22 protein-coding genes and 1 tRNA gene are annotated in these 19,948 nt (G+C 70.4%); 5 read left to right on the top strand and 18 right to left on the bottom strand.

Annotated elements, in window-relative coordinates; translation table 11 throughout:
- The 13 genes from hypD to KBZ13_RS01795 are packed head-to-tail and all read right to left on the bottom strand — an operon-like array spanning window position 1 to window position 14,693.
- Complete coding sequence (hypD, locus tag KBZ13_RS01855) at window positions 1-1,101, bottom strand: hydrogenase formation protein HypD (protein ID WP_255005390.1); 1,101 nt, start codon at window positions 1,099-1,101, stop codon at window positions 1-3.
- A complete protein-coding gene (locus KBZ13_RS01850; protein WP_255005382.1) occupies window positions 1,098-2,114 on the bottom strand; it encodes a dihydroorotate dehydrogenase-like protein in 1,017 nt (338 codons plus the stop codon). The genes hypD and KBZ13_RS01850 overlap by 4 nt, the downstream gene beginning before the upstream one ends.
- Window positions 2,111-5,692, bottom strand: coding sequence for a pyruvate:ferredoxin (flavodoxin) oxidoreductase (nifJ, locus tag KBZ13_RS01845; protein WP_255005379.1), 3,582 nt, complete (start codon window positions 5,690-5,692; stop codon window positions 2,111-2,113). Before nifJ ends, KBZ13_RS01850 begins: the two co-directional genes overlap by 4 nt.
- On the bottom strand, window positions 5,689-5,931 hold the full coding sequence (locus KBZ13_RS01840; RefSeq protein WP_255005368.1) for a HypC/HybG/HupF family hydrogenase formation chaperone: 243 nt from the start codon (window positions 5,929-5,931) through the stop codon (window positions 5,689-5,691). The genes nifJ and KBZ13_RS01840 overlap by 4 nt, the downstream gene beginning before the upstream one ends.
- Complete coding sequence (hypF, locus tag KBZ13_RS01835; protein ID WP_255005366.1) at window positions 5,909-8,386, bottom strand: carbamoyltransferase HypF; 2,478 nt, start codon at window positions 8,384-8,386, stop codon at window positions 5,909-5,911. The genes KBZ13_RS01840 and hypF overlap by 23 nt, the downstream gene beginning before the upstream one ends.
- Before the next feature lie 5 nt (window positions 8,387-8,391).
- Window positions 8,392-9,096, bottom strand: a complete 705-nt coding sequence (hypB, locus tag KBZ13_RS01830; RefSeq protein ID WP_255005357.1) for a hydrogenase nickel incorporation protein HypB — start codon at window positions 9,094-9,096, stop codon at window positions 8,392-8,394.
- A gap of 1 nt (window position 9,097) precedes the next feature.
- Window positions 9,098-9,439, bottom strand: coding sequence for a hydrogenase maturation nickel metallochaperone HypA (hypA, locus tag KBZ13_RS01825; RefSeq protein ID WP_255005349.1), 342 nt, complete (start codon window positions 9,437-9,439; stop codon window positions 9,098-9,100).
- Window positions 9,432-9,890, bottom strand: coding sequence for a hydrogenase maturation protease (locus KBZ13_RS01820; protein WP_255005348.1), 459 nt, complete (start codon window positions 9,888-9,890; stop codon window positions 9,432-9,434). The genes hypA and KBZ13_RS01820 overlap by 8 nt, the downstream gene beginning before the upstream one ends.
- The gene (locus KBZ13_RS01815) at window positions 9,883-11,337 is read right to left on the bottom strand and encodes a Ni/Fe hydrogenase subunit alpha (protein ID WP_255005345.1); all 1,455 of its coding nucleotides are present in this window, start codon (window positions 11,335-11,337) and stop codon (window positions 9,883-9,885) included. Before KBZ13_RS01815 ends, KBZ13_RS01820 begins: the two co-directional genes overlap by 8 nt.
- A complete protein-coding gene (locus KBZ13_RS01810) occupies window positions 11,337-11,885 on the bottom strand; it encodes an oxidoreductase (RefSeq protein WP_255005342.1) in 549 nt (182 codons plus the stop codon). The genes KBZ13_RS01815 and KBZ13_RS01810 overlap by 1 nt, the downstream gene beginning before the upstream one ends.
- Entirely contained in the window at window positions 11,882-12,595 is a 714-nt protein-coding gene (gene hoxU / locus KBZ13_RS01805) for a bidirectional hydrogenase complex protein HoxU (RefSeq protein ID WP_255005341.1), read from the bottom strand. The genes KBZ13_RS01810 and hoxU overlap by 4 nt, the downstream gene beginning before the upstream one ends.
- Window positions 12,592-14,211 carry a NuoF family protein gene (locus tag KBZ13_RS01800; RefSeq protein WP_255005338.1) on the bottom strand — a complete coding sequence of 540 codons (1,620 nt, stop codon included), beginning with the start codon at window positions 14,209-14,211 and terminating at the stop codon, window positions 12,592-12,594. Before KBZ13_RS01800 ends, hoxU begins: the two co-directional genes overlap by 4 nt.
- Complete coding sequence (locus KBZ13_RS01795) at window positions 14,208-14,693, bottom strand: NAD(P)H-dependent oxidoreductase subunit E (protein ID WP_255005335.1); 486 nt, start codon at window positions 14,691-14,693, stop codon at window positions 14,208-14,210. Before KBZ13_RS01795 ends, KBZ13_RS01800 begins: the two co-directional genes overlap by 4 nt.
- A gap of 101 nt (window positions 14,694-14,794) precedes the next feature.
- On the opposite strand from KBZ13_RS01795, the gene KBZ13_RS01790 reads away from it, so the two are divergent.
- The gene (locus KBZ13_RS01790; RefSeq protein WP_255005331.1) at window positions 14,795-15,076 is read left to right on the top strand and encodes a 2Fe-2S iron-sulfur cluster-binding protein; all 282 of its coding nucleotides are present in this window, start codon (window positions 14,795-14,797) and stop codon (window positions 15,074-15,076) included.
- 24 nt (window positions 15,077-15,100) lie between these two features.
- On the opposite strand, the gene KBZ13_RS01785 is transcribed toward KBZ13_RS01790, so the two are convergent.
- The 3 genes from KBZ13_RS01785 to KBZ13_RS01775 all read right to left on the bottom strand — a co-directional run bounded on the left by KBZ13_RS01785 (window position 15,101) and on the right by KBZ13_RS01775 (window position 16,064).
- Window positions 15,101-15,448, bottom strand: coding sequence for a hypothetical protein (locus KBZ13_RS01785; protein WP_255005330.1), 348 nt, complete (start codon window positions 15,446-15,448; stop codon window positions 15,101-15,103).
- Window positions 15,405-15,935, bottom strand: coding sequence for a hypothetical protein (locus KBZ13_RS01780; protein ID WP_255005328.1), 531 nt, complete (start codon window positions 15,933-15,935; stop codon window positions 15,405-15,407). Before KBZ13_RS01780 ends, KBZ13_RS01785 begins: the two co-directional genes overlap by 44 nt.
- 55 nt (window positions 15,936-15,990) lie before the next feature.
- Window positions 15,991-16,064: transfer RNA gene (locus KBZ13_RS01775), tRNA-Arg, on the bottom strand.
- 152 nt (window positions 16,065-16,216) lie between these two features.
- Between KBZ13_RS01775 and KBZ13_RS01770 the strand changes: the two genes are divergently transcribed.
- The 3 genes from KBZ13_RS01770 to KBZ13_RS01760 all read left to right on the top strand — a co-directional run bounded on the left by KBZ13_RS01770 (window position 16,217) and on the right by KBZ13_RS01760 (window position 17,896).
- Entirely contained in the window at window positions 16,217-16,612 is a 396-nt protein-coding gene (locus KBZ13_RS01770) for a PilZ domain-containing protein (protein WP_255005326.1), read from the top strand.
- A gap of 138 nt (window positions 16,613-16,750) precedes the next feature.
- Entirely contained in the window at window positions 16,751-17,029 is a 279-nt protein-coding gene (locus tag KBZ13_RS01765; protein WP_255005325.1) for a hypothetical protein, read from the top strand.
- Window positions 17,030-17,092: 63 nt separating this feature from the next.
- On the top strand, window positions 17,093-17,896 hold the full coding sequence (locus KBZ13_RS01760; RefSeq protein WP_255005323.1) for a hypothetical protein: 804 nt from the start codon (window positions 17,093-17,095) through the stop codon (window positions 17,894-17,896).
- Here the strand turns inward: KBZ13_RS01760 and KBZ13_RS01755 are convergent.
- Complete coding sequence (locus tag KBZ13_RS01755; protein ID WP_255005322.1) at window positions 17,875-18,132, bottom strand: hypothetical protein; 258 nt, start codon at window positions 18,130-18,132, stop codon at window positions 17,875-17,877. The genes KBZ13_RS01760 and KBZ13_RS01755 overlap by 22 nt on opposite strands.
- On the bottom strand, window positions 18,132-18,986 hold the full coding sequence (gene rsmI, locus KBZ13_RS01750) for a 16S rRNA (cytidine(1402)-2'-O)-methyltransferase (RefSeq protein ID WP_255005321.1): 855 nt from the start codon (window positions 18,984-18,986) through the stop codon (window positions 18,132-18,134). Before rsmI ends, KBZ13_RS01755 begins: the two co-directional genes overlap by 1 nt.
- Before the next feature lie 21 nt (window positions 18,987-19,007).
- On the opposite strand from rsmI, the gene KBZ13_RS01745 reads away from it, so the two are divergent.
- Window positions 19,008-19,937 (top strand): 3'(2'),5'-bisphosphate nucleotidase CysQ, encoded by a 930-nt coding sequence (locus KBZ13_RS01745; RefSeq protein ID WP_255005885.1) that lies wholly within the window; start codon window positions 19,008-19,010, stop codon window positions 19,935-19,937.
- The last annotated feature ends 11 nt before the right edge of the window (window positions 19,938-19,948 follow it).

Raw genomic sequence — 19,948 nt, 5'->3', positions numbered from 1 at the left:
TCAGGGGCGGTAGCGGTGGTAGGCGGCACAGGCCCCCTCCGACGACACCATCGGCGCCCCCAGGGGCCGATCGGGGCTGCAGTGCGTTCCGAAGCTGGGGCAATCCGTGGGCCTGGCCAGCCCCTGCAGCACCCGGCCGCTGAGGCAGACGGGCTCGTCTTGCGCGGCTGGTGTCGATTCGGTGCTCGCGGCACTTTGGTGCGGCCCATCGGCAGCCAGGGCGTCGTAGGGGGCGCGCAGGCACAGGCCGCTCAATCTGAGCACCCCGAGGCCCCGCCAGATTCGGTCGCAGGGCACGAACACCCGTTCGATCAGCGCCTGGGCGGCGCCGTTGCCCCCGTCTGGGGCTCCCTGGAGGTAGGCGTTCTCCACCCGGTGCTCCCCCTGCTCCAGTTGGCTCACGCAGCGCAGCACCCCTTCGAGCAGTTCGATCGCCCCGAAGCCGGTGGCCACGATCGGCACCCGGTGGCGCTGGGCGATCGGCTCGTACTCCGCCAGGCCCATCACCGCCGCCACGTGGCCGGCGGCGAGGAATCCCTGCACCCGCGCCGCTGGCTCGGCCAGGATCGCCTCCAGGGCCGGCGGCACCCGCACCAGGGACACCAGCAGCTTCAGGTTGCTGAGCCCCTCGCTCCAGGCGTGGTGGGCCAGCAGGGCGGTGGCGGGCGCGGTGGTTTCGAAGCCCACCGCCAGAAACACCACCGTGAGCTCGGGGTGGGCGCGGGCGATGGCCAGCACGTCGAGGGGGGCGTAGACGATCCGCACCCGGCCGCCGCCTGAGCGCACCGTGAGCAGATCGTTGCCGCTGGAGCCCGGCACCCGCAGCATGTCGCCGTAGGTGCACAGGAGCACGCCGGGGGTGGCGGCCAGGGCCTGGGCCCGATCGATCACGGCGGCGTCGGTGACGCAGACCGGGCAACCCGGGCCGTGGATCAACTCCAGTTCCGGGGGCAGCAGCTGGTCGAGGCCATGGCGCAGGATCGCGTGGGTCTGGCCGCCGCAGACCTCCATCAGGGTCCAGGGCCGGGTGAGGCGGGCGCGGATCGACGCCAGCAACGCCTGAACCTGGGCCACCTGGGGCGGATCGAGTCGTTGGCTCACCAGGGCCCCTGCTGGGCATAGCTGCCCAGGGCGCGCATGTACTGGGCCCGCTCGAACTCCTCCGGGTCGGGGCTGCGCCGCTGGCTCATGCAGCCGCGCAACTCCCTCAGCGAGAGGTGGCCGTGCGCCTCGAGCCAGGCGCGCAACTCGCTCTCCAGTTGGCGCAGGTGGCCCGGGCCGTGGCGCAGCAGGGCGCTGACCACCTGGGTGATCCGTGCCCCCACCATCAACAGCCGCACCACATCGCTGCCGCTCTCGACGCCACCGCTGGCGGCCAGCTCCAGCTCGAGGCGGCCCTCCAGCAGGGCGATCCAGCGCAGGGGCGCCCGCAGGTCGGCGGCCGTGCTCAGCAGCGGGTTGGGGCGGATCTCCAGGGTTTCGATGTCGATGTCGGGTTGGTAAAAACGGTTGAACAGCACCAGACCACTGGCCCCCGCCGCCTGGAACTGGGCGGCCATGTGGGCCAGGTTGGTGTAGCTGGGGCTTGGCTTGACCGCCAGCGGCAGGGCCACTGCGGCGCCGACGGCGCGCACGATCGCCACATGCTGCGCTTCGATCTCGGCGCCCGGCAGCCGTGGGTCGGTGGGCACGCTGTAGAGGTTGAGTTCGAGGGCGCTGGCGCCGGCCTGCTCGATGGCCCTGGCCGCCTCGGCCCAATGGCCCGGCCGCAGGCCGTTGAGGCTGGCGAGGATCGGGATGTCGACCCGGCGCCGGGCGGTTTCGATCTCCCGCAGGTAGCCATCCAGGCCCAGGTGGGCCGGATCAATGCTGGGCTGGTAGCTGATGGATTCCGGATGGCTCTGGGAGCCGAGCTGGTGGTGGTGCTCCCACTCCAGCCAGTCGCGTTCGACCTGCTCGAGGAACAGGGAATGGAGCACCACGGCGGCGGCACCGTGCTCGGCCAGCAGCGGGATCCGGTCGGGATCGGCGCTCAGGGGCGCGCAGGCCCCGACCACCAGGGGGGAGGCCAGGGGCAGCCCGAGCCAGGACGTGCTCAAATCGATGCGGCTCATGGCTCCTGCTCCGCCAGGCGGTGGTAGAGATCCCAGCGCCGGGACACGTTCTCCTGGGCCGCGCGGCTGAGCTCCCGGGCACGCTCCGGCTGGCTCAGGCCCAGCATCCGGAAGCGGTTCTCCGTGGCCATGGCTTCGGCCAAGGGCACGGTTGGGGCACGGGAATCCACCACCAACGGCGATTCTCCGCGTTCGCGGCGGCGCGGGTCGTGGCGGTAGAGCAGCCAGCGGCCGGAGTCCACCGCCAGACGCTGTTGCTGCAGCCCCTTGGCCATGTCGATGCCGTGGGCGATGCAGTGGGAGTAGGCCAGGATCAGCGACGGGCCGGGGTACGACTCCGCCTCCAGAAAGGCGCGCAGGGTGTGTTCATCTTTGGCGCCCATGGCGACGCTGGCCACGTAGACGTTGCCGTAGGTCATCGCGATCAGGCCCAGATCTTTCTTGGCGGCGGGCTTGCCGCCGCTGGCGAACTTGGCCACGGCCCCCATCGGCGTGGCCTTCGACATCTGACCACCGGTGTTGGAGTACACCTCCGTGTCGAGCACAAGGATGTTGACGTCGTGGCCGCTGGCGAAGACGTGATCGAGCCCGCCAAAGCCGATGTCGTAGGCCCAGCCATCACCGCCGATCATCCAGATGCTGCGCTTGACAAGATCGTCCGCCAGGTTCAGCAGGGTGGCGAGTCGGGGGTCGGTGTCTGCTCCTGAATGGGCGTTCAGCTGCCGCTTGAGGGCCTCCACCCGCTGGCGCTGCTCGTAGATCCCGGCCTCATCGCTCTGGTCGGCCGTCAGCAACCCCTCGGCCAGGGACGGCGGCACGGCGGGTGCAGGCGTGCTTCCCTCGCCGTTGCTGGCGGGGGCGGACAGCTCCCTCAGCAGCCGCTCGGCGGTGGCCTTGCGCTGGTCGAAGCCGAGGCGGAAACCGAGGCCGAATTCGGCGTTGTCTTCAAACAGCGAGTTCGACCAGGCGGGGCCGCGCCCCTCGCCGTTGGCGCTCCAGGGTGTGGTGGGCAGGCTGCCGCCGTAGATTGAGGAGCAGCCCGTGGCGTTGGCCACCACCATGCGGTCGCCGAACAGCTGGGTGGCCAACTTGATGTAGGGGGTCTCCCCGCAGCCGGCGCAGGCGCCGGAGAACTCGAACAGCGGTTGCTGCAGCTGCTGCTGGTTGATGTGGCGCAGGTCCAGCGTCTGGCGGTCGGCCTCCGGCAGTTGCAGGAAGAAGTCCCAGTTGGATCGCTCCTCCTCGCGCAGGGGCCGCTGGGGAGCCATGTTGATCGCCTTGAGGCGCGGCTCACGGCGGTTGCGGGCCGGACAGACCTCCACACAGAGCCCACAGCCCGTGCAGTCTTCGGCGGCCACCTGCAGGCTGAAGGCCTGGCCGGCCAGGTGGTGATCACGGGCGTCGGTGCTGCGGAAGCTGGCCGGCGCCGCGGCCAGCAGGGCGGGGTCGTAGGCCTTGGCGCGGATCACCGCATGGGGGCACACGAGCACGCACTTGGCGCATTGCACGCAGACCTCGGGATCCCAGACCGGGATCGATGCGGCGATGTTGCGCTTCTCGAAACGGGCGGTGCCGCAGGGGAAGCTGCCGTCGGCGGGCAGGGCACTCACGGGCAAACGGTCGCCCTGGCGCTCCAGCTGGGGCTGGATCAACTCCCGCACCCAGGCCGGCGCCCCCGCCAAAGGCTCGAGCGGGGGGTGATCGGCCGCCTTGATCGGACCCCGGGGCACGGGCTTCAGTTCGCTGAGGGCCGCGTCCACGGCCGCCAGGTTGGCCGCCACGATCCGCTCCCCCTTGCGGCCGTAGCTGTGGCGGATGGCGGCGCGGATCGCCTCCAGCGCCTGCTCCAGCGGCATCACCCCGGCGAGGGCAAAGAAGCAAGTCTGCATCAGGGTGTTGATCGCCGGCCCGAGTCCCAGCTCCCGCGCCAGGCGGCTGGCGTCGATCGCCTGCACCGAGAGGTTCCTGGCCAGGATCTGCCGCTGCACGCGCTCGGGGAGTCGCTCCCAGGTGCCCTCAGCCCCCCAGGGGCTGTTGAGCAGCAGGGTGGCGCCGGGCAGGGCCGCTTCGAGCAGCTCGAAGGAGTCGAGGAAATCCCAGTGGTGGCAAGCGATCAGCTGGGCGCGGCGGATCAGGTAGGTGGAGTGGATCGGCTGGGGCCCGAAGCGCAGGTGCGACACCGTGACGGAGCCTGATTTCTTGGAGTCGTAGACGAAGTAGCCCTGGACCTGGAGGCCGGTGGCGTCTCCGATGATCTTGATGGCGTTCTTGTTGGCGCCCACGGTGCCATCGGAGCCCAGGCCGTAGACGATGGCGCGGAACACCGTGCCGGCTTCGGTGTCGAAGGCTTCGTCGACCGGCAGGGAGCGATGGGTGAGGTCATCGTCGATGCCGACCGTGAAGTGGTTGAGCGGATCACTCCCTTTGAGGTGATCGAGCACCGCCTTGACCATGGCGGGGGTGAATTCCTTCGAGGCCAGGCCGTAGCGGCCGCCCACCAGCTTCGGCCGCTCGCCGGGCCAGGCCTCGTGCAGGGCATTGAGCACATCGAGGTAGAGGGGTTCACCGCCGCTGCCGGGTTCCTTGCAGCGGTCCAGCACCGCCAGGGCGCGCACGCTGTTGGGCAGCGCCGCCAACAGGGCCTCGCTGCTCCAGGGGCGGAACAGACGCACCTTCAGCACCCCCACCCGCTCGCCGCGGGCCATCAGCGCATCGACGGTTTCCTGGGCCGTTTCGCATCCCGAGCCCATCAGCACCAGCACGCGCTCGGCATCGGCGGCGCCGTGGTAGTCGAACAGGCGGTAGGCACGCCTCGTGAGTGCCGCGAAGTGGTCCATGGCGGCCTGCACCGCCGCCGGTGCCGCCTCGGTGGTGGGGTTGACCGCTTCGCGGGCCTGGAAGGCCACATCGGGGTTCTGGCTGGTGCCGCGCAGCACCGGGTGATCGGGGGTCAGGCCCCGGGCGCGGTGGGCCTCCACCAGGGGCTGGGGGATCAGCTGGCGCAGGTCGCCATCGTCCAGCAGGGCGACCCGCTGGATTTCATGGGAGGTGCGGAAGCCATCGAACCAATGCAGGAACGGCAGGCGGCACTGCAAGGTGGCGGCGGTGGCGATGGCGGCGAAGTCTCCCGCCTCCTGCACCGAGGCCGAGCAGAGCAGGGCGCAGCCCGTGCCCCGTGTCGCCATCACATCGCTGTGGTCTCCGAAGATCGAAAGGGCGGAGGTGGCCAGGGCCCTTGAGGCCACATGGATCACAGCGGCGGTGAGTTCTCCGGCGATCTTGTAGAGGTTGGGGATCATCAACAGCAACCCCTGGGAGGCTGTGAAGGTGGTGGTGAGGGCGCCGCTCTGCAGGGCCCCGTGCACCACCCCGGCGGCCCCGGCCTCGCTCTGCATCTCCTCGACCACCGGCACGGTGCCCCAGAGGTTGGGGCGGCCCGCCGCCGCCCAGGCATCGGCCGATTCGCCCATCGGGGTGGCCGGGGTGATCGGGTAGATCGCCATCACCTCGCTGAGCCGGTAGGCGACTCGCGCCACCGCCTCGTTGGCGTCGATGGTGGCGAGGGCGGTGGTGGTCATGGCAGCTCCGCTGGTGGCTCAGTCGGCTGCACAAAAGCCGAGGCGTCGTCGTCGCCTGGTTGCCAGATCCCCAGGGCGAAGCCCACATGCACCAGCACCAAATCCCCCAGGCGGGCCTCCGGCACGCAGGCCAGGCTCACCTCCCGCAGCACCCCAGCGAAACTCACCTGCCCCACCCGCCAGAGCGGATCGTCGTGCTCCTCGATCCGGATCAGTTCACCGGGCACCGCCAGACACATCGGGCGCCTCCCCAGGGCCATCAAGGGCCCCGGAAGGGGCTGGTTCCTTTCTAGGCCTCCCCGGCGCCTGCGCAGGAACTGTTGCGCCCCGTTGCAACGCGATCGCCAGCAGCTGACCCACCGCCAGGGCACCGTCGTTGCAGGGGAGCCGTTCGGGCCGGATCGGGGCGATGCCCGCCCGCTCCAGGGCGGTGCTGGCCAACTCCAGCAGCAGCCGGTTCTGGAAGCAACCGCCCGCCAGCAGCAGCTCCCTGGCCCCCAGCCGCTGGGCCAGCTCCACCAGCAGCCTCGCCAGGGCGACGTGGAAGCGGTGGGCCAGGGCCGCGGCGGACGTGCCCCGGTCTCGCTCCGCCAGCAGGCCATCGAGCAGCGGTCGCCAGTCGATCTCCAGCGGTTCGCCCGGGGCGCCGGCCCGCAGCGCGAAGCCGCTGTCCTGGTCTGGGTGGGCGTCCTGCCAGCGCCAGGCGGCCGCCTCCAGGGCCATCGCCGCTTCCCCCTCATGGCGGTTAATCGGGCAGAGCCCCAGCAGGGCCGAGAGGGCATCGAACAGGCGCCCGATGCTGCTGCAGCGCGGACTGTTCAGCCCCTGGCCCATGGCTCGGGCGAGCACGCCCCGTTCTTCGGTGCTGAAGCCCCAGGGCCCGCTGGGCCCCAGCCGCTCCAGGCCGGCTGGGCCGTAGGCCGCGAACAGCAGGCCAAGGGCGGCGCGGCGTGGTTCCTTCAGGGCCCGCTCGCCCCCGGGCAGGGGGAAGGGCCGCAACCGGGCCAGGCGCTCGTAGCCATCGGCGCTCACCCGCAACAGCTCACCGCCCCAGAGGCTGCCGTCGGGTCCGAGTCCGGCCCCGTCCCAGGCGACCCCCAGCCGTGGCGGCCCCAGGCCGTGCTCGGCCATGACGGCCAGCAGGTGGGCGTGGTGGTGCTGCACCGCCAGCAGCGGCAGATCTTTGCCAGCCTCGGCGCCCGCCTCGGCCAGCTCTCGGGCGAGGCGGCTGGAGACGTAGCCCCGGTGCTGATCACAGGCCAGCCGGGAGGGCTGGACGCCATGCAGTTCCGTCCAGCGCCCCAGGCTCCAGCGCAGCCGCCTCTCCCCCGCCTCGCTCTCCAGCTCCCCCAGGTGTGGGGTGAGCAGCGCCTGGCGGCCGAGGCCGAGGGCGAGGCTGCTCTTGAGCTGCGCCCCCAGGGCCAGGGCCCCATGCAGATCAACGTCTTCGTCCAGCAGCGCAGAGAGATCGATCGCCAGGGGGGCCAGGCCCCGGGCCAGCCGCAGCACCAGCGTCCGCCCTGCCACCACCTGCACGACGCTGTCATCGAAGGGCAGGGCGATCGGCCGGTTGTGAACCAGGAAGCCATCGGCGAGGGGAGCGAGCCGTTCGAGGGCGTCGTCGTCGTCGAAGCAGAGCGGTTCGCCGGAACGGTTGCCGCTGGTGGCCACCAGGGGGGCGCCGCAGGCCCTGGCGAGCAGGTGGTGCAGGGGCGTGGCCGGCAGCATCACCCCGAGGCTGTCCAGGCCGGGGGCCACCGATGGGGCCACCAGTGGGTCCAGGCGAGTGGGTGATGGCGGGCGCCGCAGCAGCACGATCGGCGCCGCCGCCGAGCTGAGCAGGGCTTCCTCGGCGGGGTTGATCGCCGCCAGGGCGCGGGCGCCCTTGAGATCCGCCACCAGCAGAGCCAGGGGCTTGGTGGGCCGGCCCTTGCGCCGCCGAAGCTCCTGCACCGCCGCCTCGTTGCCGGCCTCCACCAGCAGCTGGTAGCCCCCCAGCCCCTTGAGCGCGACGATCCGGCCGGAGCGCAACGCCGCCACCGCCTGGGCCAGGGGGTCAGCGCCCTCCACCTCGGGGGGCAAGGGGGCACCTCCCCGCCAACTCAGCTGTGGCCCGCAGGCCGGGCAGCCGATGGTCTGGGCGTGGAAGCGACGGCTTGTGGGGTCTGTGTACTCGGCGCGGCAGGCGGCGCAGGGGGGAAAGCTCGCCAGGGTGGTGCGCTCCCGCTCGAACGGCAGGCCGAGCAGCAGGCTGGAGCGCGGCCCGCAGCTGCAGCAGCTGATGAACGGATCGCCATGGCGCCGGTTGGTGGGATCAGACAGTTCCGCCAGACAGTCCTGGCAGGGGGCCCGATCCGGGGGCACCAGGCTGCCGCCTATGCCCTCGACGCCAGCCGAGTGGGCGCTGGGGCGAATCGAGAAGACCGTCTCCCCGATGGGCTCCTGCCAGCGGCGCTCCACCGCCTCCAGCTGGCTGTGGGCGGGCGGGGCCCGTTGCAGCTGAGCCAGGAACCGCTCCAGTGGCTCGCGCTCTCCCTCCAGTGCCAGGGTCACGCCGCCGGGGCCGTTGCTCACCCAGCCCCCCAGTCCCAGCGCCGTAGCGAGGCGGTGGCAGTGGGGCCGAAAGCCCACCCCCTGCACCAGCCCGCTGATCTCCAGCCGCAGCCGCTGCCTGCCCTGGGCAGGCTCCGCCAACTCCGTCACACGCCCTTCGCCGCCAGCCAGGCCAGCAGGGGCTCCAGCCCTGCGCCGGTGCGGGCGGACACCTCGAAGATCCGCGCCTGGGGCGCCACCTGGGCGAGGTTGGCGAGGGACTCCTCGCGCCGGAAGCCCACGGCCTCCGCCAGGTCGATCTTGTTGATCACGATGGCATCGGCTGACTTGAACAGGCCCGGGTACTTCAGCGGCTTGTCCTCGCCCTCGCCCACGGCCGTGAGCGCCAGCCGCAGGCCCTCGCCCAGATCAAAGGCGGTGGGGCAGACCAGATTGCCCACGTTCTCGATCAGCAGCAGATCCAGGGCCGCCGGATCCAGCTGCTCCAGGGCCCGCGCCACCATCGAAGCCTCCAGGTGGCAGCCCTGGCCGGTGGTGATCTGCACGGCCTTGGCGCCGGCCCGGCGCAGGCGCCGGGCGTCGTTGTCGGTGGCGAGATCGCCCACGATCACGCCCACGGGCCCGCCTTTCCAGTGCTGGCTCACCTGCTCCAGCAGGGCGGTCTTGCCGGAGCCCGGCGCCGAGAGCACGTTCACCACCGTGAGCCCCAGATCCGCGAAGCGCGCTCGGTTGTGGGCTGCCTGGTGGTCGTTCTTGGCCAGCAGGCCCGCCTCCAGCACGACGGTGCGCCGGGGCGGGGTCAGGGCTTCGACTGGGGCTGGAGGTTGCCCGCAGGAACAGTCGCGGCACATCTCAGGACACCTCCAGGGAGGTGAGCTCCAGCTCCCGGCCGCTGAGGATCCGCTGGCTCAAGGCGCCGCAGCTGGGGCAGGCGTAGATCACATCCACCGGCGCGAACTCCAGGTCACACTGGCCGCAGAAGCAGACCGTGGGGATCACTTCGAGACGCAACGTTGCGCCCTGGGCCGCCCCCCCCTGCATCACCACCTCGAAGGCGAAGGCGAGGGCGTCGGGGTCCACCCCCGAGAGGCTGCCGATGCGCAGGTGCAGCGCGTGGATGCGCAGCGCCCCCTGGGCCGCCGCCTGCTCTTCGGCCAAACGGCGCACCTCCTCCATCAGCGCCAGTTCATGCATCGCGATCGAGCCAGCGGCACAGGGCCCGCCGCGCCGGCGCCAGCTGGGCGGCGGTGGCAGGCGACAGTCCTTCTCCAAGTTCGAGGTCGTGGGCGGGGACCCGCAGCCACCAGGCTGGCGGCCGCTGGCCGTAGAGCACTTCGGCCAGCTGCAGCAGGGCCTCGGGGGTGTGGTGGTGGCTGAAGCGGGTGGCAGGCGCGGTTGTCGCTGGTGAACCTGCGGCGATGGCCTCCAGGCGCGGGGTGGTGGCCCCACCATCACCCAACCAGGCGTCGATGAACAGCACCCGCACGCAGCCGGCCAGGCGCGGGGCGAGTTCAGGGGTGAGCTGTGGCACGGCCATCGACTCCACGCCTGAGAGCCCCCAGGCCCGCACCTCCTCGGCCAGGAGCGGGCCCACACCGTCGTCGCGGCGCAGGTCGTTGCCGAGGCCGATCACCAGCTCAACCACGGATCCGCTCCTCCATGAGCGCTCCATCGGCGCCAAAGAGTCGCACCTGCAGGGGCATGGAGCCGGCGGCGTGGGTGGAGCACGACAGGCAGGGGTCGTAGCAGCGAATCCCCGCCTCCACGCGGTTGAGCAGGGCCTCACTGAGATGGGCGCCATCGAGGTAATGGCGGGCGATCTGGGTGACCGTGCGGTTCATGGCGCGGTTGTTCTGGCCCGTGGCGATGATCAGGTTCACCTTCTCGATCAGGCCGTTGGCGTCCACCCGGTAGTGGTGGAACAAGGTGCCCCGGGGCGCTTCGCTCACCCCCACGGCCTCAAGGCAGTTCACACTGGCCCGGGCGCGCACGTGGCGCCCCCCGATGCCGGGATCGTTCAGCAGGGCTTCGATCCCCTCCAGGCAGGCGACGATTTCGATCAGGCGGGCCAGGTGGTAGTACAGCGAGCCGTTCACCACCCGCCCCCCCCGCTGGCGCAGCTCGGCCAGCTCCCGGTCGGCCCGGGGGGTGCCGATGCGCTCGCAGAGGTTGAGGCGGGCCAGGGGGCCCACCCGGTAACTGCCCGCTTCAGGGCCCAGGGGCTTGTAGTAGGGGAACTTCAGGTAGCTCCAGGGCTCCACCGCCTCGGCGATCACGCTGGCGTAGGCGTCTTCACTCAGGCCATCGACGAGCACGCTGCCCTCGGCGTTGATGATCCGCAGGCCGCCGCCGTAGTGCTCCCAGCGGCCATCGCTGCCCACCAGGCCCATGAACAGCGACGGGAAGGAGCCGAACACCTCCAGCTCTTCGCCGAGCTGGGTGTCCAGCAGTTGCTTGAACAGGCCCAGGGCCAATTCGGCGATGGCGAACATCTCCGGCAACTGGCCCAGGACGCGCTCCTTGAGCCCCTCGGCCAGGGGCGCACGCACCCCCCCGGGCACCGCCCAGGCGGCATGGATTTTGCGGCCCCCGAGGGCTTCGATCAGGGCCTGGCCGAACTGGCGCAGGCGGATGCCGGAGCGGGCCAGTTCGGGGTCGGCGGCGATCAGCCCGAAGACATTGCGCTTGGCGGGATCGCTGTCCCAGCCGAGCAGGAAATCGGGGCTGCTGAGGTGAAAAAACGAGAGGGCATGGGACTGGCAGATCTGGGCCAGGTTCATCAGCCGCCGCAGCTTCTCGGCCGCCGGAGGGATCGTCACCGCCAGGAGCTTGTCGCCGGTTTTGGCGGCCGCCAGCAGATGGCTCACCGGGCAGATGCCGCAGATGCGCGCGGTGATCGCCGCCATCTCGGTGAACGGCCGGCCCTCGCAGAACTTCTCGAAGCCGCGGTACTCCACCACGTGAAACCGGGCCGTCTCCACCTGGCCATTGGCGTCCAGGTGGATCGAGATCTTGGCGTGGCCTTCGATGCGCGTGACCGGATCGATCAGGACCGTGCGTGGCTGGCTGGTTTCGGGGGTGGGGCTGTCCATCAGCCGAAGCGGATCATTTCGGCGCCTTCCATCACGGGCCATTCGCCGTGGAGCAGCGGCTCGAGGCAGGCGCGGATGCGATCGGCCGAGGGGGGGCAGCCGGGCAGGTAGACATCCACCGTCACCACTTGATGCACGGGCAGCACCTGCTCCAGCAGCTCCGGCACCAGGCCCGGGGCCTGGGGCAGGGCGCCGCTGCCATCGGCCAGCTCCAGGTAGGACCGGCGCAGCACCGGTTCGCTCCCCCCGAGCATGTTGCGCATGCCGGGGATGTTGGCGGTGATGGCGCAGTCGCCGAACGACACCAGGATGCGGGTGCGCGCGCGCACCTTCAGGATCAGCTCGAGGTTGTCGCGGTTGGCCACACCGCCCTCCACCAAGGCGATGTCGACGCCCTCGGGGTAGATCTTGGTGTCGGAGGCCACGGGGCTGTAGACGACGTTCGCCAGCTCGGCGAATTCCAGCAGCCATTCGTCGAGATCGAGGAACGACATGTGGCAGCCGGAGCAGCCGGCCAGCCAGACGGTGGCGACGTTGAGGCGGCTCATGGCGACCCCCCCTGCCGGCGGACCCGCACCAGGTTCTGGAGCTGTTCGGGGTGCCCCTCCTTTTCCTCTGTTCCTTCGCCCTTGTGGAACAGGGCACCGGTGGGGCAGACCTGCACGCACTTGCCGCAGTCGGTGCAGGCGTCCACCGCCCCCCAGGGCTGATCGAGGCCGGAGATGATCCGGCAGTGTTCGCCCCGCCAGCCCACATCCCAGACGTGGGCCCCCTCCACCTCAGCGCAGACGCGCACGCAACGGGTGCAGAGGATGCAGCGGTTGTGATCGAGGCCGAACAGGGGGTGGGAGAGATCCACCGATCGCGATGGGAAGCGGTAGGGCAGGCGGGAGTGGTCCATGCCCACGGCCACAGCCAGGTCCTGCAGTTCGCAGTGGCCGTTGGCCACGCAGATGGCACAGACGTGATTGCCTTCAGTGAACAGCAGTTCGATCACGGTGCGGCGCAGCTCCGCCAGCCGGGGGCTGCTGGTGCGCACCACCATGCCGTCGGCCGCGGCCGTGACGCAGGCGGGCTGCAACCTCGAATCGCCGTCGATCTCCACCAGGCAGAGGCGGCAGGCGGCCACCGGACTCAGCCCCTCCAGGTGGCAGAGGGTGGGGATGGCGCTGCCCCCGGCGCGGGCCGCCTCCAGCAGGGTGGCGCCGCTGGCTGTGGCGACGCTGCGGCCATCGATCGTGAGGGTGATGACCGTCATGGGGCAGCGCTCGCGCCGGGCTGCAGCAGGGCGAGGAAGTCGCCGCGGAAATGGCGCAGGGCGCTGAGCACCGGCCTCGGGGCGCTCTGGCCCAGGCCGCAGAGGCTGGTGTCGGCGACCATGTGGCAGAGCGATTCCAGTTGCACGAGATCAGCGGCGGTGGCGCGCCGCCCCAGGTGTTTGCGCAGCAGATCGTGCAGCTGCACCGTGCCGGCGCGGCAGGGCACGCACTTGCCGCAGGATTCCTCCCGGCAGAAGCCCATGAAGAAGGCCGCCAGGTCCACCATGTCGGTGGTCTGATCGAGCACCACCATGCCGCCGGAGCCCATGATCGTGCCCAGCTCCTTGAGCGATTCGTAGTCGACCGGCGTGTCCAGATGCTTCGCCGGCACGCAGCCGCCCGACGGGCCGCCGGTCTGGACGGCCTTGATGGGGACCCCGCCCGGCGCGCCGCCGCCCATCTGCTCGACCACCGTCGCCAGGGGGGTGCCCATGGGCACCTCCAGCACCCCGGCCAGGCGCACGTGGCCGGTGAGCGAGAACACCTTCGTGCCGGTACTGGTGGGGGTGCCGATGGCGGCGAACCAGTCGGCGCCTTCGCGCAGGATCGGCACCACGTTGGCGAAGGTTTCGACGTTGTTGATCAAGGTGGGGCGGCCCCAGAGGCCGTGCTCCGCCGGGTAGGGGGGGCGTGGCCGCGGTGTGCCCCGGCCGCCCTCGATCGAATGGATCAGCGCCGTTTCCTCGCCGCAGACATAGGCCCCGGCGCCCACCCGCAGCTCAAGGGAGACATCGCCGAGCAGATCGCGCCCGCGGGCCTGCTCGATCGCCCGGCGCAGGTGGGCGATCGCCAGGTCGTACTCGGCGCGGATGTAGATGAAGCCCAGACGGGCGCCGACGGCGTAGGCGGCGATCGCCATTCCCTCCAGCACCCGGTGGGGATCGCCTTCGAGCACGGTGCGGTCCATGAAGGCGCCGGGGTCACCCTCATCGGCGTTGCAGACCACCACCTTGTCGGGGCCGGCCATGGCCGCCACCAGCTGCCATTTCCGGCCGGTGGGGTAGCCGGCTCCGCCGCGTCCGCGCAGGCCGCTGCGGCGGATCTGCTCGATCACCTGCTCGGGGCTCACGCCGGCGCGCAGACGCTTCAACTGGACATAAGCGCCGGCGGCGATCGCCTCGTCGAGGTTTTCGGGGTCGAGCTGGCCGCAGTTCTCCAGCACGATGCGCCTCTGCAGCTTGAAGAAGGGGTGCTCCGGATCAAGTCGCTGGGCGGTGGCTGGTCTCCAGGTGTCGAGGGCACCAGTGTCCAGTGCACCAGCAGCGAGGGCGTCAATCAGGCCATCGGCATCGGCGAGCGTCACACCGCCGTAGATCACACCGCCACCCTGATCACCGCCACCCCGATCAGCGCCGGAATCGAGAGCCAGCAGGGGGCCGGCGCCGCACGGCCCGAGGCAGCCGACGCTGCGCAGCCGCAGCCGCTGGGCCAGGCCTCGTTCGGCGAGGGACGTCTCCAGATGGGAGCGGATCGCTTCGCTGCCGCAGGCTCGGCAGCCCGCCGCCGCGCAGAGCCGCAGACTCGCCGGCGCCCCCGGGGCCGCAGACCCGCTCATCGCGGAAGCGCCCGCAGCCGCTGGAGCAGGGAGGTCGCGCTCTGGTGGGTCCAGACGGTGCCGTCCACCACCACCAAGGGCGCGCCGCCGCAGGTGCCCAGGCAGCGCACACGGCTCAACTCGAATCCCGCCGTCTGGTCGCCTTCCGCCCCTCGCCCTGCCAGTGCCGCCAGCAGCCCATCGGCGCCCTTCACGTGGCAGGCGGTGCCGGTGCAGACCACCAGCTGATGGGGGGCCGGTGGCTGGAAGCGAAACAGGTGATAGAAGCTGGCCGTGCCGTAGACGCGGCTGAGGGGCAGCTCCAGCGCCACCGCCAGGTGACGCAGCAACGGCCCGCTGAGGTGGCCGTAGAGCTCCTGGGCGCGGTTGAGCAGTTCGATCAGGGCGGAGGGCTGGCGGTGGCACTCCCGCAGGCTGGGCTCCAGCTCGGCGAACGTCTCGGTGCTGGCTTTGGTGCTGGCTTCGGTATTGGCATCGCTCACGGCCTGGACCCGGCGCTTTCGTCACCATAAGCAGATCTGTTGCCGCTGTCCGCCGCCGCTTCACAGGACTAGAACGTGGTCAGCCACCCGTTCGCGCTGCCATGGCTTCGTACACGATCAGCCTCGAAGACGGTCGCAGCTTCAGCTGTGGCGACGATCAATACATCCTCGATGCCGCTGAGGAAAAGGGCGTCGATCTGCCCTGTTCCTGCCGTGCCGGCGCCTGCAGCACCTGCGCCGGCCAGGTGCTCGCCGGCAGCGTCGACCAGGCGGATCAGAGCTTTCTCGACGACGATCAGATCGCCCAGGGCTATGCCCTGCTCTGCGTCAGCTACCCGCTGGCCGATTGCACCATCCGCGCGGGCGTGCAGGCGGAGCTTTGATTGCTGCGCTCCCCACCGGGCGCCTCAAGGTTTCTGGGCGGGCTTGGGCAGCACCTGATCCACGCATTCGGTGGTGGCGTAGCGGCGGTTGGTGGTGCAGGTCTGCACCTTGATGAACGCGCCGGTGACGCGGTCGGTGGTGGTGCAGGTTTCGATCGCCCAGGCTTCGGCTCCGCTGAGGGGATCGCGGTTGGTGGCCTCACGGCGGCAGTCGGTGATCGGCTGGGCCAGGGCCCCTGGGGCGCTGAGCGCCAGCAGGCCCGCCACAGGCACCATGGCCGCCAGCGGCAGCAGGGCCGCCAGGCGGCGGGCGAGAACAACGAGCGTTTCAGGTGCCTGGGCTTGGGCCCTGGTGCGATGGCGAAGGTTCATGGGCTTCGAGTCGACGCCGGGCGTCCTTGATCGCCAGAGTCTGGCCGACATGGGTCCCCAGCACGGAGCCGGCCGTGATCAGCCCTGCGAGCGCCCATTCCAGGCCTGAACCATGGAGGGGCGATCCGCCCAGGTGATCGGGCAGGGAGCGGCGCAGGCAGTCACGGACCTGGCGCTCCAGCTGGTCCGGGGGGGCGAGCGGGTCGAGGAAGGCCAGGCACTCGAGGCTTGCCGAAGGATGGCCCAGGGCCCCGTAGCCGATGCCCGCGAGTCCCAGGCCCGCCAACAGGCCCACGGAGGCCCCGATCATCGGCGTGATCGTGCGCCGACTGATGGCGTAGTAGAGCTGCGCGGCAAGACCTGCCGCCGGAACGTTCTGGGCGAGGGCCCACAGCCAGGTGCCCAGGGGGCGTTCCTTGAGGCGGAGCCGGTAGGCCGTGGCGTAGGGCAGCGGCGCTCGCGTAGAGGCCGGCTCGGGGGCGGTCATCGCGAGGCTGTCATCGTCGGGCGTTTCGCGGCCGTTTCGCGGCCGTTGTGGCTGACGCCCCCTGTGTGATTCGAACACACGACCGGCTGCTTAGAAGGCAGCTGCTCTATCCAGCTGAGCTAAGGGAGCAGGGCCCCACTTGGGGCTTCAGCATTGTGACAGTCCTGTTGTTTCGGCCGCCCGTGGCCCCTGGAAGTATTGAGTTCCATCGGATCCTGTTCACCGCTGACTTGAACCTTGGCCTGGCTGGGCCAGGATGAGAACCAGGCGGAATCTGAGCCATGGCACGTTCTGGCGATTTACCGCCCCGCCGTCACAAGCGTCATCCCCTTCCGGCCACCCTCGCCATGGTCGAGGCGGAATTCCACGACACCCAAGGCGACCGGCAGATCGGCCAACTCTGGGACGTCAGTTCAGCGGGTGCGTGCCTGCAGTTGCGCCAGCATGTGCCCATCTCCGAGAACGCCCTCGGCCTGTTGCTGCTGCATCATCCCTTCAGTTCCGATCAGTTTTCTCTGCCCGTCCAGGTGTGCTGGTCGTGCCCAGCCCGTCACGTCACCTTCCTGGGTCTGGTGTTTTCCGATGGCCTTCTGGGGCCCGGCACGTTCCTGGATGACTACATGAAGGCCTCCTGGGTGGACCGGATGCAGGTTTACCGGGAAGCTGGTGGTAATTGAATTGCCCTCGGGGCTGCGATGACCGGTTCCGGGCCAGAGATCCCCCGCCGCCATCAGCGGTACATTTTGCCCTCAGCCCTGGCGTCGGTGGTTGGGCATTTCTCTCCGGAAGCACAGGAGGAGACTCTTGAGGGCAAGATGTGGGACATCAGCCCCCTGGGGGCCTGCCTGGTGGTCCCGAGCCGCGTGGGTACCGGGGTGGGCTGCCGCGGCGAGCTGCTGGTGTGCGATCCCCACAGCCCAGCTCAGCTCATATTGGTGGTGGAGCTGCGCTGGATCGAGCCCGCCCCCCAGGCCACCTTCATGGGCCTGATGTTCATCGGCGGTCGGCTGCCGCAGAAGAGCTTTCTCACGCCCTACTTCAAGGTGTCCTGGGTGGATGCGATGCAGGTGCGCCGGCTGGATGATCTGCGTTAGGTCACCGGCAGGAACCTCAGGCGCCCATTGCAATTAAGGTGGTTGGCTGAGCGAATGTGTTTCATGGCGGTCACCCGGCTCAGCGACAGCCAGAAACAGGAGCTGGTGGCGCGCTTCCGGGCGGGCGAGGCCACCTTGGTGCTGGCGGAGGCCTACGGCTGCAGCCCCAACACCGTCAGCCGGGTGGTCAAGGCGGCCCTGGATCCTGCTACCTACGCAGAGATCAAACTGCAGCGCTCCCGGGGGGCTGCGGCCCCCGGGCAGCTGCCGCTGATGCCCGAGGCCAGTTCATTGCCCCTGGGGGCCGAAGCCTTTGAAGATCCCCTCGATCTTCTTGATCCGTTGGAGCCCTTGGATCCGCTCCCTGGGGAGGAGACCGAGTCTCTGGAGAGCGATCCACACCTGGTGCTGGCCATCGATGACGCCGATGATTTTGGCGAGGATGCCCAGGACGATCCCGATCTCGATGGCGAGGACGACTCTGAGCCCTTCGAGGCCAGCGAGTTCGTCACCGTGGCGGTGGTGGGCCAGCCGATCGAGGAACGGCCCCCCGCCTCGGCCCAGCCCCTCAGCGGCGTCGAGCTGCCCAGCAGCGTCTACCTGCTCGTGGACAAGACCGTGGAACTGCAGGCCCGCCCGCTCACGGATTTCCCCGAGCTGGGCTCGCTCAGCGCCGATGAACGCGATCGCCAGGCCCTGGCGGTGTTCGCCAACCCGCGCCAGGCCAAGCGCCACTGCGGCCGCAGCCAGCGCGTGATCAAGGTGCCCGACAGCGGTGTGCTCGAGCGCACGGCCCCCTACCTGCTCTCCCAGGGCATCAGCCGCCTGGTGCTGGAGGGTTCTCTCTACGCGTTGCCCGGCTCCTGATCGCGGTCTGATTCCGATCCCGGCAGCAGCAGGGCCGCGCTGACACCGCCGCTGATCACCCCCACCACCAGCGCCAGGCCCACCAGGAAGCCGCTGGGGAGCGGCGCCACATTGCGGCCCAGTCCCAGCTGCAGGCTGGGCCGATCACTCAGGTTCTGGGCCCCGAGGCAGAGAATCAGCAGCAGCAGCAGGCCCCCCCCGGCGCTGGCGAGCAGCAGGCGCAGGCGCAGCAGCATCAGGGTTCCCCGTTCCGGTGCAACAAACCGTAGAGGGTCCGGCGTGAGAGGCCCGTGGCCTCCGCCAGCTGGCGGGCCGCATCCCGGGGACTGGCGCCCGCCGCCACCCGCCGCTGCAGTTCCGCCAGCAGCTCCTGTTCATCAGGGGCTGCTTCGATCACCGGCGGCGCTCCGCCGAGCACCAGGGTGCATTCCCCGAGCGCAGGGGTGCCCCTGAAATGGACCAGGGCGGCGCCCACCGTGGGGCCGATCTGCTGCTCGTGGCGCTTGGTGAGTTCCCGGGCCACCTGCAAGGGGCGGTCTCCCAGCGCTTCGAGCAGATCCTCCAGCAGCTCCAGCAGCCGGTGGGGGGCCTCATAGAGCACGAGGGTGCGTGGCTCATCGGCCAGCTCCTTCAGCCGCGCCCGGCGCGGGTTGCGCTTGGGCGGAAGGAAGCCCTCGAAGCAGAAGCGGCCGCTGGGCAGGCCGCTGCTCACCAGGGCCGTGGTCAGGGCGCAGGGGCCTGGGATGCAGATCACCGTGCGGCCGGCCGCGCGCGCCGCCGCCACCAGTTCCTCGCCGGGGTCGCAGATGCCGGGCAGGCCCGCATCGCTGATCACCGCCAGCCGCTCACCCCGCTCCAGGGCCTCCAGCAGCTGGGGGATGCGGGCCAGGTGGTTGTGGGCGTGGAAGCTGATCAGCTTCGAGCGGATGCCGAACCCCGCCAGCAGCAAGCCGCTGTGGCGGGTGTCTTCGCAGGCGATGCGGTCCACACCGGCGAGCACCTTGAGGGCCCGGGGGGAGAGGTCGTCACGGTTGCCGATCGGCGTGCCCACCAGGTAGAGGACGCCGGCGGCGGGTTCCAGGTCCTGCACAATGCACCGATGAGCGCTTCCATGATGCCGGCCGCCGCGGCCATGCCCCCCGGCGTTGACCCCGAGGGGCTGTTTCAAGAGCTGCGTCGCTTGAGCTGGGGCGCGGCGGACATCCTGCGGGCCTATGCCCGCGGCGAGCAGCCGCCCCATGGATTCCCCCGTGCCCTGAGCGTGGAGGAGGGCGGCGAAGGGCCCGTGTCAGCGGCGGATCTGGCGGTGAACAGTTGGTTGCTGGAAGGATTGGCCGCCGCCTTCCCGCAGGCCGGCTGGACCGTGCTCAGCGAGGAGACCGCCGCTGAGCAGCTCTATGCTGGCGAACCCCTGGCGGCCGAGTGGCTGTGGATCCTCGATCCCCTCGATGGCACCAAGGATTTTCTGCAGGGCAGCGGTGAGTACGCCGTGCATCTGGCCCTGGTGAAGGACCATCGCCCGGTGCTGGGGGTGGTGTTGCTGCCCGAGCTCGACGAGCTCTGGATCGGCTGGCTCGGCGCCGATGGCAGCGGCCGCGCCTGGCGGGAGGACCGCTCCGGCGGGCAGTTCCCGCCCGCCCTGAGTGGCCGCCGCGAGCTAAGCGAGCTGGTGCTGGTGGCCAGCCGCAATCACCGCGACCAGCGGCTCGAGCAACTTCTTGAGGCCCTGGCCCTGGGCGACACCAAGGCGATCGGCAGCGTCGGCGGCAAGGTGGCGACGATTCTGCGCGGCGAAACCGACCTCTACATCTCGCTCTCTGGCAGCAGTGCCCCCAAGGACTGGGACATGGCGGCACCGGAAGCGGTGCTGATCGCCGCCGGTGGAGCCTTCAGCCATGCCGACGGCCGCCCCCTCTCCTACAACGATGGCGACGTGCGCCAGGCCGGTTGCCTGGTGGCCAGCCATGGCCTCAGCCACGGGAGGATCTGCGATCGGGCCGTGACGGCGCTGGCGCAGATCGATCCCGGCTTCGCGGTGTAGCCCCCCGCAGG

The sequence above is a fragment of the Cyanobium sp. ATX 6F1 genome, assembly GCF_024346315.1.
Taxonomy (GTDB): Bacteria; Cyanobacteriota; Cyanobacteriia; order PCC-6307; family Cyanobiaceae; genus ATX-6F1.
This window is presented reverse-complemented; position numbering and strand designations above follow the sequence as displayed.

Coding starts and splice junctions, on each gene's coding strand:
- KBZ13_RS01815 (WP_255005345.1), bottom strand. CDS start 11,337: ATGGACAGCCCCACCCCCGAAACCAGCCAGCCACGCACGGTCCTGATC.
- KBZ13_RS01755 (WP_255005322.1), bottom strand. CDS start 18,132: ATGCTGCTGCGCCTGCGCCTGCTGCTCGCCAGCGCCGGGGGGGGCCTG.
- KBZ13_RS01780 (WP_255005328.1), bottom strand. CDS start 15,935: ATGACCGCCCCCGAGCCGGCCTCTACGCGAGCGCCGCTGCCCTACGCC.
- KBZ13_RS01850 (WP_255005382.1), bottom strand. CDS start 2,114: ATGAGCCGCATCGATTTGAGCACGTCCTGGCTCGGGCTGCCCCTGGCC.
- KBZ13_RS01790 (WP_255005331.1), top strand. CDS start 14,795: ATGGCTTCGTACACGATCAGCCTCGAAGACGGTCGCAGCTTCAGCTGT.
- KBZ13_RS01785 (WP_255005330.1), bottom strand. CDS start 15,448: ATGAACCTTCGCCATCGCACCAGGGCCCAAGCCCAGGCACCTGAAACG.
- KBZ13_RS01770 (WP_255005326.1), top strand. CDS start 16,217: ATGGCACGTTCTGGCGATTTACCGCCCCGCCGTCACAAGCGTCATCCC.
- nifJ (WP_255005379.1), bottom strand. CDS start 5,692: ATGACCACCACCGCCCTCGCCACCATCGACGCCAACGAGGCGGTGGCG.
- hoxU (WP_255005341.1), bottom strand. CDS start 12,595: ATGACGGTCATCACCCTCACGATCGATGGCCGCAGCGTCGCCACAGCC.
- KBZ13_RS01800 (WP_255005338.1), bottom strand. CDS start 14,211: ATGAGCGGGTCTGCGGCCCCGGGGGCGCCGGCGAGTCTGCGGCTCTGC.
- KBZ13_RS01765 (WP_255005325.1), top strand. CDS start 16,751: ATGTGGGACATCAGCCCCCTGGGGGCCTGCCTGGTGGTCCCGAGCCGC.
- KBZ13_RS01745 (WP_255005885.1), top strand. CDS start 19,008: ATGATGCCGGCCGCCGCGGCCATGCCCCCCGGCGTTGACCCCGAGGGG.
- KBZ13_RS01810 (WP_255005342.1), bottom strand. CDS start 11,885: ATGAGCCGCCTCAACGTCGCCACCGTCTGGCTGGCCGGCTGCTCCGGC.
- hypA (WP_255005349.1), bottom strand. CDS start 9,439: ATGCATGAACTGGCGCTGATGGAGGAGGTGCGCCGTTTGGCCGAAGAG.
- KBZ13_RS01840 (WP_255005368.1), bottom strand. CDS start 5,931: ATGTGTCTGGCGGTGCCCGGTGAACTGATCCGGATCGAGGAGCACGAC.
- KBZ13_RS01760 (WP_255005323.1), top strand. CDS start 17,093: ATGGCGGTCACCCGGCTCAGCGACAGCCAGAAACAGGAGCTGGTGGCG.
- hypB (WP_255005357.1), bottom strand. CDS start 9,096: ATGTGCCGCGACTGTTCCTGCGGGCAACCTCCAGCCCCAGTCGAAGCC.